13 protein-coding genes, 2 tRNA genes and 1 pseudogene are annotated in these 14,603 nt (G+C 34.6%); 9 read left to right on the forward strand and 7 right to left on the reverse strand.

What is annotated here, in order from left to right:
- Positions 1-66: 66 nt before the first annotated feature.
- From lon to JR312_RS00450, 5 genes are all read right to left on the reverse strand, one after another.
- Positions 67-2,523, reverse strand: a complete 2,457-nt coding sequence (gene lon, locus JR312_RS00430) for an endopeptidase La (RefSeq protein WP_416647450.1) — start codon at positions 2,521-2,523, stop codon at positions 67-69.
- Positions 2,524-2,538: 15 nt separating this feature from the next.
- Positions 2,539-3,816: an ATP-dependent Clp protease ATP-binding subunit ClpX gene (clpX, locus tag JR312_RS00435; protein WP_416647451.1), complete on the reverse strand. Its 1,278-nt coding sequence runs from the start codon at positions 3,814-3,816 to the stop codon at positions 2,539-2,541.
- Positions 3,816-4,442, reverse strand: coding sequence for an ATP-dependent Clp endopeptidase proteolytic subunit ClpP (gene clpP / locus JR312_RS00440; RefSeq protein WP_416647452.1), 627 nt, complete (start codon positions 4,440-4,442; stop codon positions 3,816-3,818). Before clpP ends, clpX begins: the two co-directional genes overlap by 1 nt.
- A gap of 11 nt (positions 4,443-4,453) precedes the next feature.
- A complete protein-coding gene (tig, locus tag JR312_RS00445; protein ID WP_416647453.1) occupies positions 4,454-5,797 on the reverse strand; it encodes a trigger factor in 1,344 nt (447 codons plus the stop codon).
- Positions 5,798-5,952: 155 nt separating this feature from the next.
- Positions 5,953-6,034 (reverse strand) — tRNA-Leu (locus JR312_RS00450).
- A gap of 256 nt (positions 6,035-6,290) precedes the next feature.
- On the opposite strand from JR312_RS00450, the gene JR312_RS00455 reads away from it, so the two are divergent.
- Positions 6,291-6,890 carry a BON domain-containing protein gene (locus JR312_RS00455; protein WP_264331275.1) on the forward strand — a complete coding sequence of 200 codons (600 nt, stop codon included), beginning with the start codon at positions 6,291-6,293 and terminating at the stop codon, positions 6,888-6,890.
- 206 nt (positions 6,891-7,096) lie between these two features.
- Here JR312_RS00455 and JR312_RS00460 read toward each other — a convergent pair.
- Together JR312_RS00460 and prmC are read right to left on the reverse strand one after the other, a co-directional pair.
- Positions 7,097-7,520 (reverse strand): annotated as a pseudogene (locus JR312_RS00460) (transposase); the annotation flags it as partial.
- Positions 7,521-7,599: 79 nt separating this feature from the next.
- Positions 7,600-8,451, reverse strand: a complete 852-nt coding sequence (gene prmC / locus JR312_RS00465) for a peptide chain release factor N(5)-glutamine methyltransferase (protein WP_019236648.1) — start codon at positions 8,449-8,451, stop codon at positions 7,600-7,602.
- Between the two features lie 433 nt (positions 8,452-8,884).
- Between prmC and rpsL the strand changes: the two genes are divergently transcribed.
- From rpsL to JR312_RS00505, 8 genes are all read left to right on the forward strand, one after another.
- Positions 8,885-9,259 carry a 30S ribosomal protein S12 gene (rpsL, locus tag JR312_RS00470; RefSeq protein ID WP_416647454.1) on the forward strand — a complete coding sequence of 125 codons (375 nt, stop codon included), beginning with the start codon at positions 8,885-8,887 and terminating at the stop codon, positions 9,257-9,259.
- Between the two features lie 5 nt (positions 9,260-9,264).
- Positions 9,265-9,741, forward strand: a complete 477-nt coding sequence (gene rpsG, locus JR312_RS00475) for a 30S ribosomal protein S7 (protein ID WP_416647455.1) — start codon at positions 9,265-9,267, stop codon at positions 9,739-9,741.
- A gap of 21 nt (positions 9,742-9,762) precedes the next feature.
- Positions 9,763-11,838 (forward strand): elongation factor G, encoded by a 2,076-nt coding sequence (gene fusA / locus JR312_RS00480; protein ID WP_264331277.1) that lies wholly within the window; start codon positions 9,763-9,765, stop codon positions 11,836-11,838.
- A 12-nt stretch (positions 11,839-11,850) separates the two neighbouring features.
- Positions 11,851-13,023, forward strand: coding sequence for an elongation factor Tu (tuf, locus tag JR312_RS00485; RefSeq protein ID WP_416647432.1), 1,173 nt, complete (start codon positions 11,851-11,853; stop codon positions 13,021-13,023).
- Between the two features lie 14 nt (positions 13,024-13,037).
- Positions 13,038-13,110: transfer RNA gene (locus JR312_RS00490), tRNA-Trp, on the forward strand.
- Between the two features lie 19 nt (positions 13,111-13,129).
- Positions 13,130-13,330: a preprotein translocase subunit SecE gene (secE, locus tag JR312_RS00495; protein WP_264331333.1), complete on the forward strand. Its 201-nt coding sequence runs from the start codon at positions 13,130-13,132 to the stop codon at positions 13,328-13,330.
- On the forward strand, positions 13,320-14,156 hold the full coding sequence (nusG, locus tag JR312_RS00500) for a transcription termination/antitermination protein NusG (RefSeq protein WP_319606769.1): 837 nt from the start codon (positions 13,320-13,322) through the stop codon (positions 14,154-14,156). The genes secE and nusG overlap by 11 nt, the downstream gene beginning before the upstream one ends.
- Positions 14,157-14,158: 2 nt before the next feature.
- Positions 14,159-14,599: a 50S ribosomal protein L11 gene (locus tag JR312_RS00505; RefSeq protein WP_143689749.1), complete on the forward strand. Its 441-nt coding sequence runs from the start codon at positions 14,159-14,161 to the stop codon at positions 14,597-14,599.
- Positions 14,600-14,603: the final 4 nt, after the last annotated feature.

A 14,603-nucleotide genomic window follows, 5' to 3' on the forward strand; every position in this document is an offset into this window, starting at 1 on the left:
ATTACTTTTTTTTCGGTTTGACACACTTTTTTGAACGTTCCCGAAAATTGCATAAACCTTTTCAATTTAGTGCTTTAATGTTTCTAACGCAGAGAAGGTACTATCTTTATTTTCTATAGAGGAAGGTAGACTATTTTGATTATCACCATCAATTGAAGTAATAGGGCGAGTTAAAGCAATTTTTATAACTTCATCAATATTCTTAGCAAAAATTACGTTGATCCCTTTTTTAATATTTGCGGGAATCTCTTGCATATCTTTCTCATTTTCACTTGGTATAATCACAGTTTTGATTGATCCTCTGAGCGCTGCAAGCAATTTTTCTCTTAAGCCCCCAATAGCTAAAACTCTACCACGCAATGTCACTTCGCCTGTCATAGCAACATTTTTGTTAACTGGTATATTCGTCATAAGAGAAACAATAGACGTACATACCGCGCTGCCAGCAGAAGGGCCATCTTTTGGCACAGCACCTTCAGGTACATGCAAATGTATATCATTATTTTGGAATTTTTCGGGCTTTATACCGAAAAATAAACAATTTGATCGCACATAACTATACGCAGCTCTTATAGACTCTTGCATAACTTCTCCAAGCTTTCCTGTATATTTTATCTCCCCCTTACCAGGAATTAGGACTGACTCTATCATCAAAATATCACCACCTGTTTCAGTATAGGCAAGACCAGTTACTATCCCTACCAAACTCTCATTTTCTGCAATGCCAAAGGTATACTTACGTACCCCTAGATAATCTTGTAAATTACCAACCTCTACGGATATTTTCTTATTTTTATCAGTTAATATTGCTTTAACTGCTTTTCTCATGAGTTTTGCAAGTTCCCTTTCCATGCTTCGCACGCCGCTTTCACGTGTATATAAACGTATCAACTCGTATAATGCTTCATTGCTTATTTCCCACTCCTTCTGATGCAAACCATGCTCTTTTTTTAATTTTGGAATAAGGTGATGTGTAGCAATACTGATCTTCTCGTCTTCGGTATAGCCAGATAATTGTATAATTTCCATCCTATCACGCAAAGGATGCGGTAAATTTAAGCTATTTGCTGTGGCTACAAACATTACACTTGAAAGATCAAACTCAACTTCCAAGTAATGATCTGTAAAATGTTTATTGTGCTCAGTATCCAAAACCTCAAGTAATGCAGATGCAGGATCACCACGCGAATCAGAACCCATCTTATCTATTTCATCAAGCAGGAAAAGCGGGTTGCATGAATTAGCTTTTTTCATGTGTTGAATGATTTTACCAGGCATTGAGCCAATATAAGTTTTTCTGTGTCCTCGTATTTCAGATTCATCATGTATACCACCAAGGGATATGCGAACAAAATCTCTCCCTACTGCTTTTGCCATAGACTTAGCTAAAGAAGTTTTACCAACACCAGGTGGTCCAACTAAGCAAAGTATAGGACCCTTTATCTCTTTTACTCTCTTTAATACTGCTAAAAATTCTATTATTCTATCTTTTACTTTCTCTATGCCATGATGATTTTCATCTAAGATTTTTTTAGCCGCATTTAAGTTAATTTTTGCATCTTTGTACTTTCCCCATGGCAAATCAAGCAACCAATGCAAGTAACTAGATATAACTGTTGCTTCAGGAGAAATGGGATTCATTTTCTTATATCTCTTTAAGTCAGTTATGGCTTTCTCTTTTGCTTCCTCAGAAAGCTTTGTTTCATTTATCTTTTTTTCAAATTCATTGAGTATATTCCCTTCATCTCCATTTTCAAACTCACCTAATTCTTTCTGTATAGCTTTTAATTGCTCATTAAGGTAGTAAACTTTTTGAGTACTTTCAACCTGTGATTTAATTGTCTTATACAAGCGGTTTTGTGCACTCAAAATACTTATTTCTCTCTCAATAAGAACAAAAACTTTTTTTAAACGCTCTTTTGGGTTATAAACTTCAAGTATGTTTTGCTTATCTGATACCTTTATATTTAAGTGCGAAGCTATCATATCTACAATTTGATTAACCTCTTTAACTTGATCAATGGGGTCAACAATAATCTCGGGTCGACTTTTCTTGCTTAGTTTACACCAATTGTCGAATGCATCTATAACAGAACGCCTTAAAGCTTCTAAATCAATATTATCTTCATTTTCTCCATACTCATAATGACCATCCAACTCTACTCTGGCCTGTAACAAAGTGTGAGAGCTAATATATTCTATAACTCTTCCCCTTCTTACCCCATGAATCATGACTTTTATTGCATTGTCAGGCAGTTTTATTAATGGTTGTATAATATTTGCTAACACGCCTACTTCATAAAGATTCTCTGGCTCTGGATTATCAATAGAACCATCTTTTTGTGCTATGAGAAAAATCTCGTTTTGGTGACTACTGCTACTTATTGCATACTCTAGTGCATGAACAGATTTTTCTCTACCTACGAATAAAGGCAACATTATATTTGGAAAAATTACTACATCTCTTAGAGGTAATACTGGTAACACAGTAGAATTAAAGTTTATAGCACGTCCAATACTCATAATATATGCCTCAAATTAATCATTAACCGTTATAACACTACCCTTATTATTATGATTAATCGTTGCTTTGCCTAATTCTACCATTTTCTTAGTAACCGTTATAGTGCTACCTTCAAAACCTCCGTTGCCGGATATATACATAACATCAAGCAAAAGTGACCCTAAGATAGTACGTAATATTCTTGCGCCTATTTTATAGCTCATAGCTTTTTTAGCAATAGCTGATATTGCTTCATCTGAAAACTCAAGGGTTACTTTGTTAAATGCAAGTAATGCTTTATATTGTTTTATTAGCGCATTTCTTGGTTCCGTTAACACATGTATTAAATCCTCATGATTCAGCTCATCTAAAACAGCAATTATCGGAACCCGTCCTACAAATTCGGGTATTAAACCGAATTTGATTAAGTCCTCAGGTTGAGCATCGCGTAAAGCATTTTTTTCCTTTTGTGCTTTAGACTGACTTATATCCGCTCCAAAGCCAACTGATGTTCCCTTTTTTCTTGCCTCAATAATTTTATTTAGGCCTTCAAAAGCTCCTCCACAAATAAATAGTATGTTACTAGTGTCTACTTGTATAAACTCTTGTTGCGGGTGTTTTCGCCCTCCTTGTGGAGGAACATAAGCAACCGTACCTTCCATGATTTTTAGTAGAGCTTGTTGGACCCCTTCACCTGAAACATCACGGGTTATTGAAGCGCTTTCAGACTTTCTTGTGATCTTGTCTATTTCATCGATAAACACTATACCATGCTGCGCCTTTGCAACATCATAATTTGCAGCTTGTAATAGACGTGATAACACGCTTTCTACATCATCACCTACATAACCTGCTTCAGTCAAAGTTGTTGCATCAGCCATAGCAAATGGTACATCTGAAACTTTGGCAAGTGTTTTTGCTAGCAAAGTCTTACCAGAACCCGTAGGGCCAATAAGCATTATATTTGACTTCTCGATTTCAACATCACTTATAGAATGAAGTTGCACCATGGATTGACAATGATTATACATAGCTACAGATAAAACATGTTGCGCATGTTCCTGACCTACAACATGCTTGCTAAGAAAATTTTTTATATCTTCGGGTTTCTTTATTGATAGCTTCATATCAGATATACGATCCGAATTAAAAGCCCTCTCTTTCTTTTGACTTATTGCTTTATGGGATAACTCTATGCATTCATTACAAATGAACACCTTTAAACCATCTGAAGAGTTAGTAATCAATTTATCTACTTCGTTTTGTGCCTTGTTACAAAAAGAACAGTAGTGTAAATCATTATTGTTATCCATTAAACTACCTTTTGTTTAACTTTAATATTTTCAATCTTCATATCTTTACGCTCAGCTATTACTCTGTCAATTAAGCCAATTTTCATTGCTTCTTCAGGACCCATGAATTTATCTCTTTCCATCATTCCTTCAATTTTCTTTAGTGAATTTCCAGTATGTTTTTCATAAATTTGATTTAGTTTTTTCTTAACTCGCAAAATTTCATTAGCATGTATCTCTATGTCAGTTGCTTGACCTCGATAACCACCAGATGGCTGATGTATCATAATTCTTGAATGAGGTAGCGAGTAACGTTTACCCTCCGCACCAGCTGTAAGCAACAAAGAACCCATAGATGCAGCTTGACCTATACACAAAGTTGAAACGTCTGGATTTATATACTGCATTGTATCGTAGATCGACAAACCAGCAGTTACAACACCACCTGGTGAGTTAATATACATACAAATGTCTTTATCGGGATTTTCCGATTCTAAAAATAAAAGCTGTGCTACTATTACGCTGGCCATGTTGTCTTCAATAGGGCCAGTTACGAAAATTATTCTTTCTTTTACTAGCCTTGAATATATGTCATAAGCCCGCTCACCGCGACTAGTTTGTTCAACTACAATTGGTATAAGAGTCATACCTTTTCCTATCAAATATTATCAAATAATTCCTTTAATTCTTTCACAGAAACAATCTGTTCTTCTTTACTAACTTTTTCTATCATATAATCTGTCACTTTATACTCAAGCGCTTGCCCTCTAACTAATTCCTGAAATTGTCTATCTGATTTAAAATGTTTAAATACTCTTTCAAATGATACATCTTTACTGACATATTGATTTACAATAACGTTCATAACATCATTTTGAGTTAATGATATTTCATGTTCTTTACTGAACTCCATAAATAGCATTGCAAGCTTTACACGTCTTTCAGCTTCTTTACAAGAATCACCTTGAGCATTCAACTCTCTTTCCACTCTCTGCTGTTCCTGTTTTACTACTTCTATAGGCAAATCAAAACTATAACTAGCATCCAAACAATCAAATAGCTCTTTCTTAATTAAGAGATCTTCCATTTCTTTACACTGATTATCAATTACTTCTTTTACATGATTTATTAGCGAAGAATGATCTTCAAAACCAATTCTCCTAGCTATTTCATTATCACTTTGCAAATCTTTGGCAATCTGAATATCATTAACTCGAACAGAAAAAGCAGCCTCCTGCCCCGCAAGGGAAATTACCTGGTAATCTTCAGGAAATCTCAACTTAAAGCTTTTTGTTTCCCCTTTTTTCATGCCAATTAATTGATCTTCAAAACCATTTATAAATGTTCCAGATCCTAAATTAACAGTAAAATTTTTGCCACTTCCACCTTGAAAGAGCTTATTTCTAATTCGCCCTTCAAAGTCAATTATCAGTTTATCCTCGTTTTTTGCTTGATAAGAAGCATCATCAACAGAGACAAAGTTAGGAAATTTTGTTTTTATAGAATCAATAAATTCTTTTATGTCTCCCTCTTTGATTTTTGCCTTAACTTTCTTCAAATTTATTTTATCAAGATCTATTACTGGCACTTTTGGCATCGATTCAAAAGATAATTTGTACAGAAAGTCACCTTTTTCATCCTTTTTATCCAGGTTTGGTAATGACATAATATCAACCTTAGGATGGATGTGAGACTTAACTTCGATTTTTTTCATTAAATCACTTGAGCAATAGTCAATCGTATCGTTTATCACATATTCCAAAGCTTCGTTTTTATAATTTGTAACAACAAGATCGTAAGGCATCTTTCCTGATCTAAATCCAGGCAATCTTGCATTCTTCGCTATTTCTTGTAATCTAGAGTTTATCTTTTGTTCTATATAATCACTACTAACTGTGATTTCATACTCATACTTTAGTTTATCTACACTAAGTTCCTTATAGGTATATATATTACTTAATGTATCTGCTTCGACTGCATTTTGAGGTATATTACTAGACATTACAACCTGTTATCAATATTTTATTTATGTTTTAATAAAGCCATTTTATCAGAATTTAAGTTAAATACAATCCTTAAGAACAGGTTCTTATACAAACAAAAGTGTACTTAGTGATTATAAATTTTCTCTTAAAACCTGAGTTACATGACTTTAAGTGCGGATAGAGGGACTTGAACCCCCACGAGCAAGCTCACCAGGACCTAAACCTGGCGCGTCTACCAATTTCGCCATATCCGCAAGAGCCCCTCATTAACTTATAGATAACCACTTCTGTCATCTTATGCAATTTAAAGATTAGATTTTAGTACCACAGACTGAACTTATAATACTGGTTAACTCCACTATGAATCTAAGCCCGAATTACTTTAACTAACACTATTAAGATAAGTACTGTCTTAGAAATATTCAAGGCTTATTCAATTTATAGTATTTACACAATAAAAAAAGCTTATTAATATTCTTTAATTAAGGCTCTAAACTCTGGAAATTAATAATGAGATTAATAGCAAGCTTCTTACTCGCAATTTTTCTGATTACACAGAGTGGCTGTACGACTCTTGTAAGTGGTATAGTGTTAACAGCAACTGCAGCGGCTACAGCAATAACAATGCAAGATAAATCCTTGGGAAACATTATTGATGATACAACTATAGTAATAAGAATCAATAAGGGACTCTTAAAACACGGACTGTTCTCATCTATAAAAGTTAAAGTGAGTGAAGGAAGAGTATTACTCATTGGAAATGTTGATAATCATGAAAAGCAACTCACAGCAGAGAAAATAGCTTGGCAGCAAAAAGAAATTAAAGAAGTGATAAATGAAATAAGAGTCACACCAATTAAAATGGCTTCTATGCTAGATGTTACTGTAGATGGTATGATAACAGCAGAGATAAGCACAAGGCTTTTGGGAAAAAGAAATATTAAATCAATTAATTATAGCGTTAATACAGTTGATAGAGTCGTTTATTTGATGGGCATAGCTCAAAATAAGGCAGAATTAAAAGCTGTAATAGCAATTGCAAGAAAAGTAAAAGGAGTAAAGCAAGTTGTAAGTTATGTGAGATATAGACATAGCAAATTGCGTCATTGATGAAAATTTACTTGAGTGTTAGTATCATGTAGCTAAGCCATAAAGCTACTTTACAAATTTCGTCAGTTCACTCTTATGGTATGTATAACAATGCTACAAAAAATAATATCATAGAATTCAATAGAATAATTTCTAGAAAATCTCTGCATACTAAAAAAAGTAAAATGCTATTTAAATAAGCTTAAGAATAAATAGCAAACATCTATATCTTGTGCGATATGGCGTTTTATTCCTGAGATTTTTTTACCAGCGTCATAGCCTTTTTCTTCATCAGTGTCTGCGTTCTTTACACTCTGAGCGTCAATTATGCAAAAGCTGTTTTTTCTTTCCAAACATTGTTTTGTCGGACCACACTAACTATTTTTTTTAACATGCACTCCAAAATACTTTTTTTTATTTCCTTTTACTTTTTCACTCCATTTTTGAAATAATCATAACAATTGCGCCGTTTTGGGAAACCCTTTTGGTAGCATCCTCCACTGATAACCACTTTTTAGGGCGTACAACACTCCGCAAAATATATCATACAAATCAAGTTTTCTTGGTTTTGTTTTTTCCACAAGACTCCAGATCTGGTGAAATAATCTCAAACTTCTCTCGACTTATGTCACTTGGGTATACACTCCTCATATGTCCTAATTTATACACTCTTTCTTACTTTATGCCTTTCTTGAGATTATGAACAGGTTCTTAGAAAGCTAGCGTTCTACTAGTCATGTTCTTTATCTTGCTTTACAACAATGCATCTTTTCATTCCAGCCAAGTCGTATACGTATTCCTGAAAAGCCAGTCCATATAAGGGTATTATTTTGTCAATATTGCTTTGATCTTCGCCTATTTCCAGTATCGCAAACCCATCTTTTTTAAGGCACTTTTTCAATATTGGAAAAATACTCAGGTAACAGCTCAATCCATCGATACCACCATCAAGAGCAATTCTTGGCTCTTTTTGCACTTCAGCTTGCAGATTTTTTAACTTACTTCTTTTAATATATGGAGGATTGCTTATTATGAGATCAAATAAATCTCTACATTCTGTCCACGAATTTGGAAATATTTTAGCTCTGTTGAGAAGATTATGTTTCTTTGTGTTCTGGCAGGTAATTTTGTATGCTTCCAGGCTTTTTTCAAAACCAACTCCAATAGCATATTCATACTCACTAAGTATGGAGATCAACAAACAGCCTGTGCCTGTGCCAAAATCTGCAATTTTTATTTTTTGCTTCTTATTTTGGTAATATTTTAACACTGTTGAAATTACTGTCTCACTATCTGGTCTTGGATCTAGAACATGTTGGTTAACTATAAAATTTTTACTCCAGAATTCACGATTACCTATTATTTGCGATATTGGATATCTTTCTGCTCTTTTTTTTGTTAATTTCCAGAATAGAAGCTCTTTGTTTCTTGGTACCTGATTGGTGTGATTCATGATTGTGAATGATCTTTCTACTCCAAGTACGTACTGCATGATGATTTCACAATCCAAATGTGGTGATTCAATTCTATGTGATGATAGTAGCTTTGACCCTTCTTTAATTAAAGCGCTGATTGTTTTCATTATTCTAAAAACGTGTTCCTTGTATGCAAGAACAGCAAAATTGAGTATAGAATTTTGAACTTAGGGTAGCTGCATTAAATCTAAGTGTCAAGAGTAGGATTGTAAAAATCATCTGGCTTTACTGGTAATTCGGTTAGTATTTTTGCATTAATGTTAGAAACTCTTGGCTCTATTATAAGGATTATTTTCTGCATATTCTTTGATAGCCATCACAGTATATTACTTGTTCCATATCTATATTAATTCGACCACAGCAAGTGATAATTTCTTAATATTAAAACCAATATGCGCTTTAGCATATAATTATCAGTAGCTTTCAAAGCAATTAGGTTGAGATTATTAGAGTAGTAATGTTTATTTTTATATTGACTATTGAGGTTTATTATTTTATAACTAAGACTTAGTTATTTTCAGAGTTTTAAATTTACAGTATATGCCTACGATAAATCAATTAATATGTAAGGGTAGATCAGGGTTAACTCGCAAGAAGAAGGTGCCAGCTTTGGGAAAATGCAATCCTCAAAGAAGGGGTGTTTGCACTAAGGTATATACTACAACTCCTAGAAAGCCTAATTCAGCACTACGTAAGGTAGCTAGAGTAAAGATTAGTGGATACGGTGAAGTGACGGCTTATATACCTGGCGAAGGTCATAATTTACAAGAGCATTCCGTTGTTTTAGTACGTGGTGGGCGAGTTAAGGATTTGCCGGGTGTACGTTATCACATAATAAGAGGTGCTCTTGATCTACGTGGTGTGCAAAATCGAAAGAAAGCCCGTTCAAAATATGGTGTAAAGAAATCTGGTTAAAATTTATGGCACGTCGTAATAAAGCAAAAAAAAGAACAAGCCCTGACTCTCGTTATGGTAGTGTCTTGCTTATGCGTTTTATTAATATAATTATGAAATGTGGTAAAAAATCTATTGCAGAAAAGATTGCTTATGGTGCTTTGTCCTTAGCTGAAAAGAAAATAGGCAAAGATGCCTTATCAATTTTTGAAACAGCAGTAGAAAATGTTACCCCTTCTATAGAAGTACGCTCTCGGCGTATTGGTGGTGCAACTTATCAAGTCCCTGTTGAAATTCGTCAAGATAGAGCAATTTCTTTGGCATTAAGGTGGATTGCTAGAGCAACTTCTGCTGCTCGAAAAAAGAGTGGTAGAACTACTGTTTATTGTTTGCAGTCTGAAATATTAGATGCTTATAATAAATGTGGTGGTGCATTTAAGATGTGTGAAGAAAAGTATAAAATGGCTGAAGCTAATAAGGCATTTTCTCATCTTCGTTTTTAATATTAGCTGATTGATTGTGGTATGGAAGTTTTAATATCTAGGTATAGAAATATAGGAATAATGGCTCATATAGATGCTGGCAAGACCACCACAACAGAGCGTATTTTATTTTATACTGGTAAACAAAATAGGATTGGTGAAGTGCACGATGGTGCGGCTTCTATGGATTGGATGGAGCAAGAGAAGGAGCGTGGCATTACAATTACCTCTGCTGCAACAACATGTTTTTGGAATGATCATAGGATTAATATAATAGATACTCCTGGTCATGTTGATTTCACTATTGAGGTTGAGAGATCTTTGAGGATTTTGGATGGTGCAGTTGCTGTATTTGATGGAGTTGCTGGAGTTGAGCCTCAGTCTGAGACGGTTTGGCGTCAAGCTGATAAATATACCGTTCCTCGTATCTGCTTTGTTAATAAAATGGATAGAATAGGAGCAAATTTTTATCGATGTGTCGATATGATAAAAACGAAGCTTGGCGCATCACCTTTAGTTATTCAGTTGCCAATAGGAAGTGAGAAAGATTTTAAAGGCATAATCGATCTTATTTCTATGAAAGCTATTATATGGCAAGAAGAAACATTAGGCGCTAAATTTTCTTATGAAGATATTCCTTCTGATTTGCTTGATAAGGCTCAAGAGTATCGAAATCTTTTATTAGATGCTGCAGCTGAAATGGATGATGAGGCGATAAATACTTACTTTGAATCTAACGATCTGCCAACTGATTTATTGAAAAAGTGTGTGAGAAGAGGGACCATTAAAGGAAAATTTGTCCCTGTATTATGTGGGTCAGCTTTTAAAAACAAAGGCGTGCAATCACTTTTAGATGGTGTGGTTGATTTTTTACCCTCTCCTATTGATGTTGATGTAATTATTGGAACTGATCCTAAAGATTCAGAAAAGAAAATTGAGATCAAACCTTCAGAAAAAGAGAAATTCGTTGCTCTTGCGTTTAAAGTGATGACGGATAAATTTGTAGGTAGCTTGACGTTTATTCGTATTTATTCCGGTAAGTTAAAATCTAAATCTGCTGTGTTAAATGCTGGAAAGAATGAGACTGAAGGAATTGGTAGAATGTTACTTATGCATGCAAATAACAGAGAAGATATAAACGAAGCTAAAGTTGGTGATATAGTTGCCTTAGTTGGATTAAAGAAAACAATTACTGGTGATACTTTGTGTTCATCTGATTTTCCTATACTATTAGAGCGTATGGAATTTCCTGATCCTGTTATTGAAACTGCTATAGAACCGAAAACTACCTCAGATCAGGAAAAATTAGGTGTTGCTTTGAATAGATTAGTTGCAGAAGATCCTTCTTTGAGGATGTCAGTAAATGCGGAGAGTGGGCAGACTATATTGAAAGGTATGGGTGAGCTGCATCTTGAGATTATTATTGATAGAATGAAGCGCGAGTTTAATGTTGAAGCTAACGTTGGTGCGCCTCAAGTTGCATATCGTGAAACTATCACTAAATCTGTTGAAATTGATTACACTCATAAAAAACAATCAGGTGGTGCTGGTCAGTTTGCTAAAGTTAAAATAAAATTCGAACCTCTTGAGCCTGGTTTTGGCTTTCAGTTTGAAAGTAAAATTGTAGGCGGTGCTATTCCAAAAGAGTATATACCTGGAGTGCAAAATGGCTTAGAGTTGATAAAAGAAGGTGGTATAATTTCTGGCTTTCCATTGATTGATTTTAAGGCTACTCTTCTTGATGGTGCTTTTCATGATGTTGATTCTAGTCCTTTGGCTTTTGAACTTGCTGCTAAAGGTGCTTTTAAGGAAATGGCAAATAAAGCTGGTCCAAAAATGCTAGAACCTATAATGAAAGTGGAAATCATTACTCCTGAAGAATATATGGGTGATGTTATGGGTGATATAAATGGTAGAAGAGGCAGTGTTGTTGATATGCTGGATTTAGGTAATAATAGCAAAATAATTACTGCTTCGGTTCCTCTTGCAAATATGTTTGGTTATATAAATGTTTTGCGTTCTATATCTCAGGGAAGAGCTCAGTATAGTATGCATTTTTCTTGTTATGAACAAGTGCCACAATATGTGGTTGATGAGTTAAAGTTAAAGTATAATTAAAGGTTAGTAATTATGACAGCGATAGTAGAAGCATTTGGAAAGCCGCATGTAAACGTGGGAACGATAGGACATGTGGATCATGGGAAGACAACGTTAACAGCGGCGATAACAAAGCATTATGGTAATTTTGTAGCATATGATCAAATAGATAAAGCGCCAGAAGAAAGAAAGAGAGGGATAACAATAGCAACAGCGCATGTTGAGTATCAAACAGAAAAGAGACACTATGCACACGTTGATTGCCCTGGACATGCTGATTATGTAAAGAATATGATAGTAGGTGCAGCACAGATGGATGCAGCGATATTGGTAGTGTCAGGGGTTGATGGGCCGATGCCACAAACGAGAGAGCATATATTGCTGGCAAAACAGGTGGGTGTTGGATATATCGTGGTATATATAAATAAAGCTGATGTTGCTGATGTTGATATGATAGATTTGGTAGAAATGGAAGTGAGAGAGCTGCTGAGTAAGTATGGATTTCCAGGTGATGAAGTGCCTATGATAGTTGGGTCTGCGTTAAAAGCATTAGAGGATGATAGTAGTGAGTATGGAAAGAAATCAATAGATAAATTGATGGAGAAGTTAGATGAGTATGTGGCAGTACCTCCAAGGCCTATAGATTTGCCGTTTTTGTTGCCAATAGAAGATGTATTTTCAATATCGGGCCGAGGGACGGTAGTAACAGGAAGAATAGAGAAGGGGGAGATAAAGACAGGGGATGAGATAGAGATAATAGGTCTGAAAGCGACGCAAAAGACGATATGTACTGGTGTTGAGATGTTTAAGAAGTTGCTAGATAAGGGAAGTGCAGGACTCAATGTAGGAATACTACTAAGAGGAACAAAGAGAGAAGAAGTGGAGAGAGGGCAAGTATTGGCAAAACCAGGGACAATAACCCCGCATAAGAAATTTAATGCGGAGGTGTATATATTGAAGAAAGAAGAAGGAGGAAGGCATACACCATTTTTTGGAAATTATCAGCCACAGTTTTATTTAAGGACAACGGATGTAACTGGGAGCATAAAATTGCTAGATGGAAAGGAGATGGTAATGCCAGGGGACAATGTAAGTATAGAAGTGGAGTTGCAAGTACCAATAGCAATGGATAAAGGATTGCGTTTTGCGATAAGAGAAGGTGGTAGAACTGTTGGTTCTGGCGTTGTTTCGGAAATTTTAGAGTAAACCCTTTGAATTATAGGAGTGTAGCTCAATTGGTAGAGCGCTGGTCTCCAAAACCAGAGGTTGTAGGTTCAATTCCTATCGCTCCTGCGTTAATATTATGGTAGAAATGTTAAAAAACCTGTATGTTTTTTTTTGCGATATAAAGCAAGAAATAAGGAGAATTGCTTGGATAAAAAAACAGCAGGTATTGTCATCTTTGTTTATTGTAATAACTGTTATATTATGCTTTTCGATTTTCTTTTGCTTCGTAGATTTTATGTCTCTTTACATAATTAAGACTTTATTTGGAATTATTTATGGAATATAAGTATAAATGGTATATCATTAAAGTCGATTACGGGTATGAGAAGGATATATGCGAGTTGGCAACCAATACTGTTTACTTTAAGGAGGTGTTTATTCCTTATCAGACAGTATGTGATGTAAAATCTGATATAAAAGAGTTATGTGAAGTATATATATGTATGCATCTGTGTGATGAAAGCAAAAATATTTTGAATCAAATGACTGGGTTTTGTGGTGATGAGTCTGGTCATTTTGAGATGATTTCAGATGATGAGGTAATTTTAAAACGTAAGGAATTTAATAGATATAAGTGGTACATTTTAAGAGTTGCCTCTAATTATGAAGAGAAAGTGCGCCAATATATATTAGAAAATTCTATGAGATTGAATATTAATAATTATTTTAATAGGGTTTTTATTCCTTGTGAAGAATTAAGTGAGATGGATTTAAAATCTAAGAAAAATGCTAAACGAAGGAAGTCCTTTCCTGGTTATGTCTTTTTATACATGAATTTATGCGATGAGGTATTAAATTTTATTAATAATATACCAAAATCTCTTAAGGTTTATGGATTTTTGAAAAATGGTAATGTTCCAAAGGTGATTGAGGATAATGAGATTCGCTTAATGTGTAGTGCGCTTTACAATGCTCAAGAAACGAAAAAGTTGAGTTATGGTTATGAGAAAGGTGAAAAAGTAAAAATTAATGATGGTCTTTTTCAAAATTTTACTGGTAAGGTAGATATGGTAAATGACGAGAAAAAAATTATTAATGTTGAAGTATCAATCTTAGGTAAGCCAACAATAATAGAGCTTGATTTGGCTCAAGTAGAGAAAATAGAGGATTAATTATGAGTAATATAGTTGCTAAGATTAACTTACTTATGGAAGCTGGGAAAGCAGTTCCAGGACCGAAAATTGCTTCAGTACTTGGCCCGCGTGGTATACCTGTTCCTAAATTTTGTGAAGCTTTTAATAAAGCTACTAGCGCTGCTAACGCTAGTTATAAAGTAGGTGATTTAGTAACGGTGAGAATTTCCATAAAGGATGATCGCTCTCATGATTTTACTGTCAGCGGTCCGCCTGTGGCTTATTTGCTTAAGCAGGAAGCTAAATTAAGTAAAGGTTCTGGTAATTCTGGTAAAGAATTAGTGGCTAAATTATCTATGTCTGCTATCATTAAAGTGGCAAAGTGTAAGATGGTTGATATGAAAGTGGATAATGAAGATTCAGCAGTGAAGATGGTTATAGGCACTGCAAAATCTATGGGTATAGAAGTTGTGGAAGGTTAGGTAA

The sequence above is a fragment of the Wolbachia endosymbiont of Nasonia giraulti genome (assembly GCF_048054155.1).
GTDB lineage: Bacteria > Pseudomonadota > Alphaproteobacteria > Rickettsiales > Anaplasmataceae > Wolbachia > Wolbachia pipientis_C.

Excerpts from the sequence above, each read along its gene's own strand:
- JR312_RS00505 (WP_143689749.1), top strand. The coding sequence starts at position 14,159 with ATGAGTAATATAGTTGCTAAGATTAACTTACTTATGGAAGCTGGGAAA.
- nusG (WP_319606769.1), top strand. The coding sequence starts at position 13,320 with ATGGAATATAAGTATAAATGGTATATCATTAAAGTCGATTACGGGTAT.
- JR312_RS00455 (WP_264331275.1), top strand. The coding sequence starts at position 6,291 with ATGAGATTAATAGCAAGCTTCTTACTCGCAATTTTTCTGATTACACAG.
- tuf (WP_416647432.1), top strand. The coding sequence starts at position 11,851 with ATGACAGCGATAGTAGAAGCATTTGGAAAGCCGCATGTAAACGTGGGA.
- rpsG (WP_416647455.1), top strand. The coding sequence starts at position 9,265 with ATGGCACGTCGTAATAAAGCAAAAAAAAGAACAAGCCCTGACTCTCGT.
- rpsL (WP_416647454.1), top strand. The coding sequence starts at position 8,885 with ATGCCTACGATAAATCAATTAATATGTAAGGGTAGATCAGGGTTAACT.
- clpX (WP_416647451.1), bottom strand. The coding sequence starts at position 3,816 with ATGGATAACAATAATGATTTACACTACTGTTCTTTTTGTAACAAGGCA.
- tig (WP_416647453.1), bottom strand. The coding sequence starts at position 5,797 with ATGTCTAGTAATATACCTCAAAATGCAGTCGAAGCAGATACATTAAGT.
- lon (WP_416647450.1), bottom strand. The coding sequence starts at position 2,523 with ATGAGTATTGGACGTGCTATAAACTTTAATTCTACTGTGTTACCAGTA.
- fusA (WP_264331277.1), top strand. The coding sequence starts at position 9,763 with ATGGAAGTTTTAATATCTAGGTATAGAAATATAGGAATAATGGCTCAT.
- clpP (WP_416647452.1), bottom strand. The coding sequence starts at position 4,442 with ATGACTCTTATACCAATTGTAGTTGAACAAACTAGTCGCGGTGAGCGG.
- prmC (WP_019236648.1), bottom strand. The coding sequence starts at position 8,451 with ATGAAAACAATCAGCGCTTTAATTAAAGAAGGGTCAAAGCTACTATCA.
- secE (WP_264331333.1), top strand. The coding sequence starts at position 13,130 with ATGTTAAAAAACCTGTATGTTTTTTTTTGCGATATAAAGCAAGAAATA.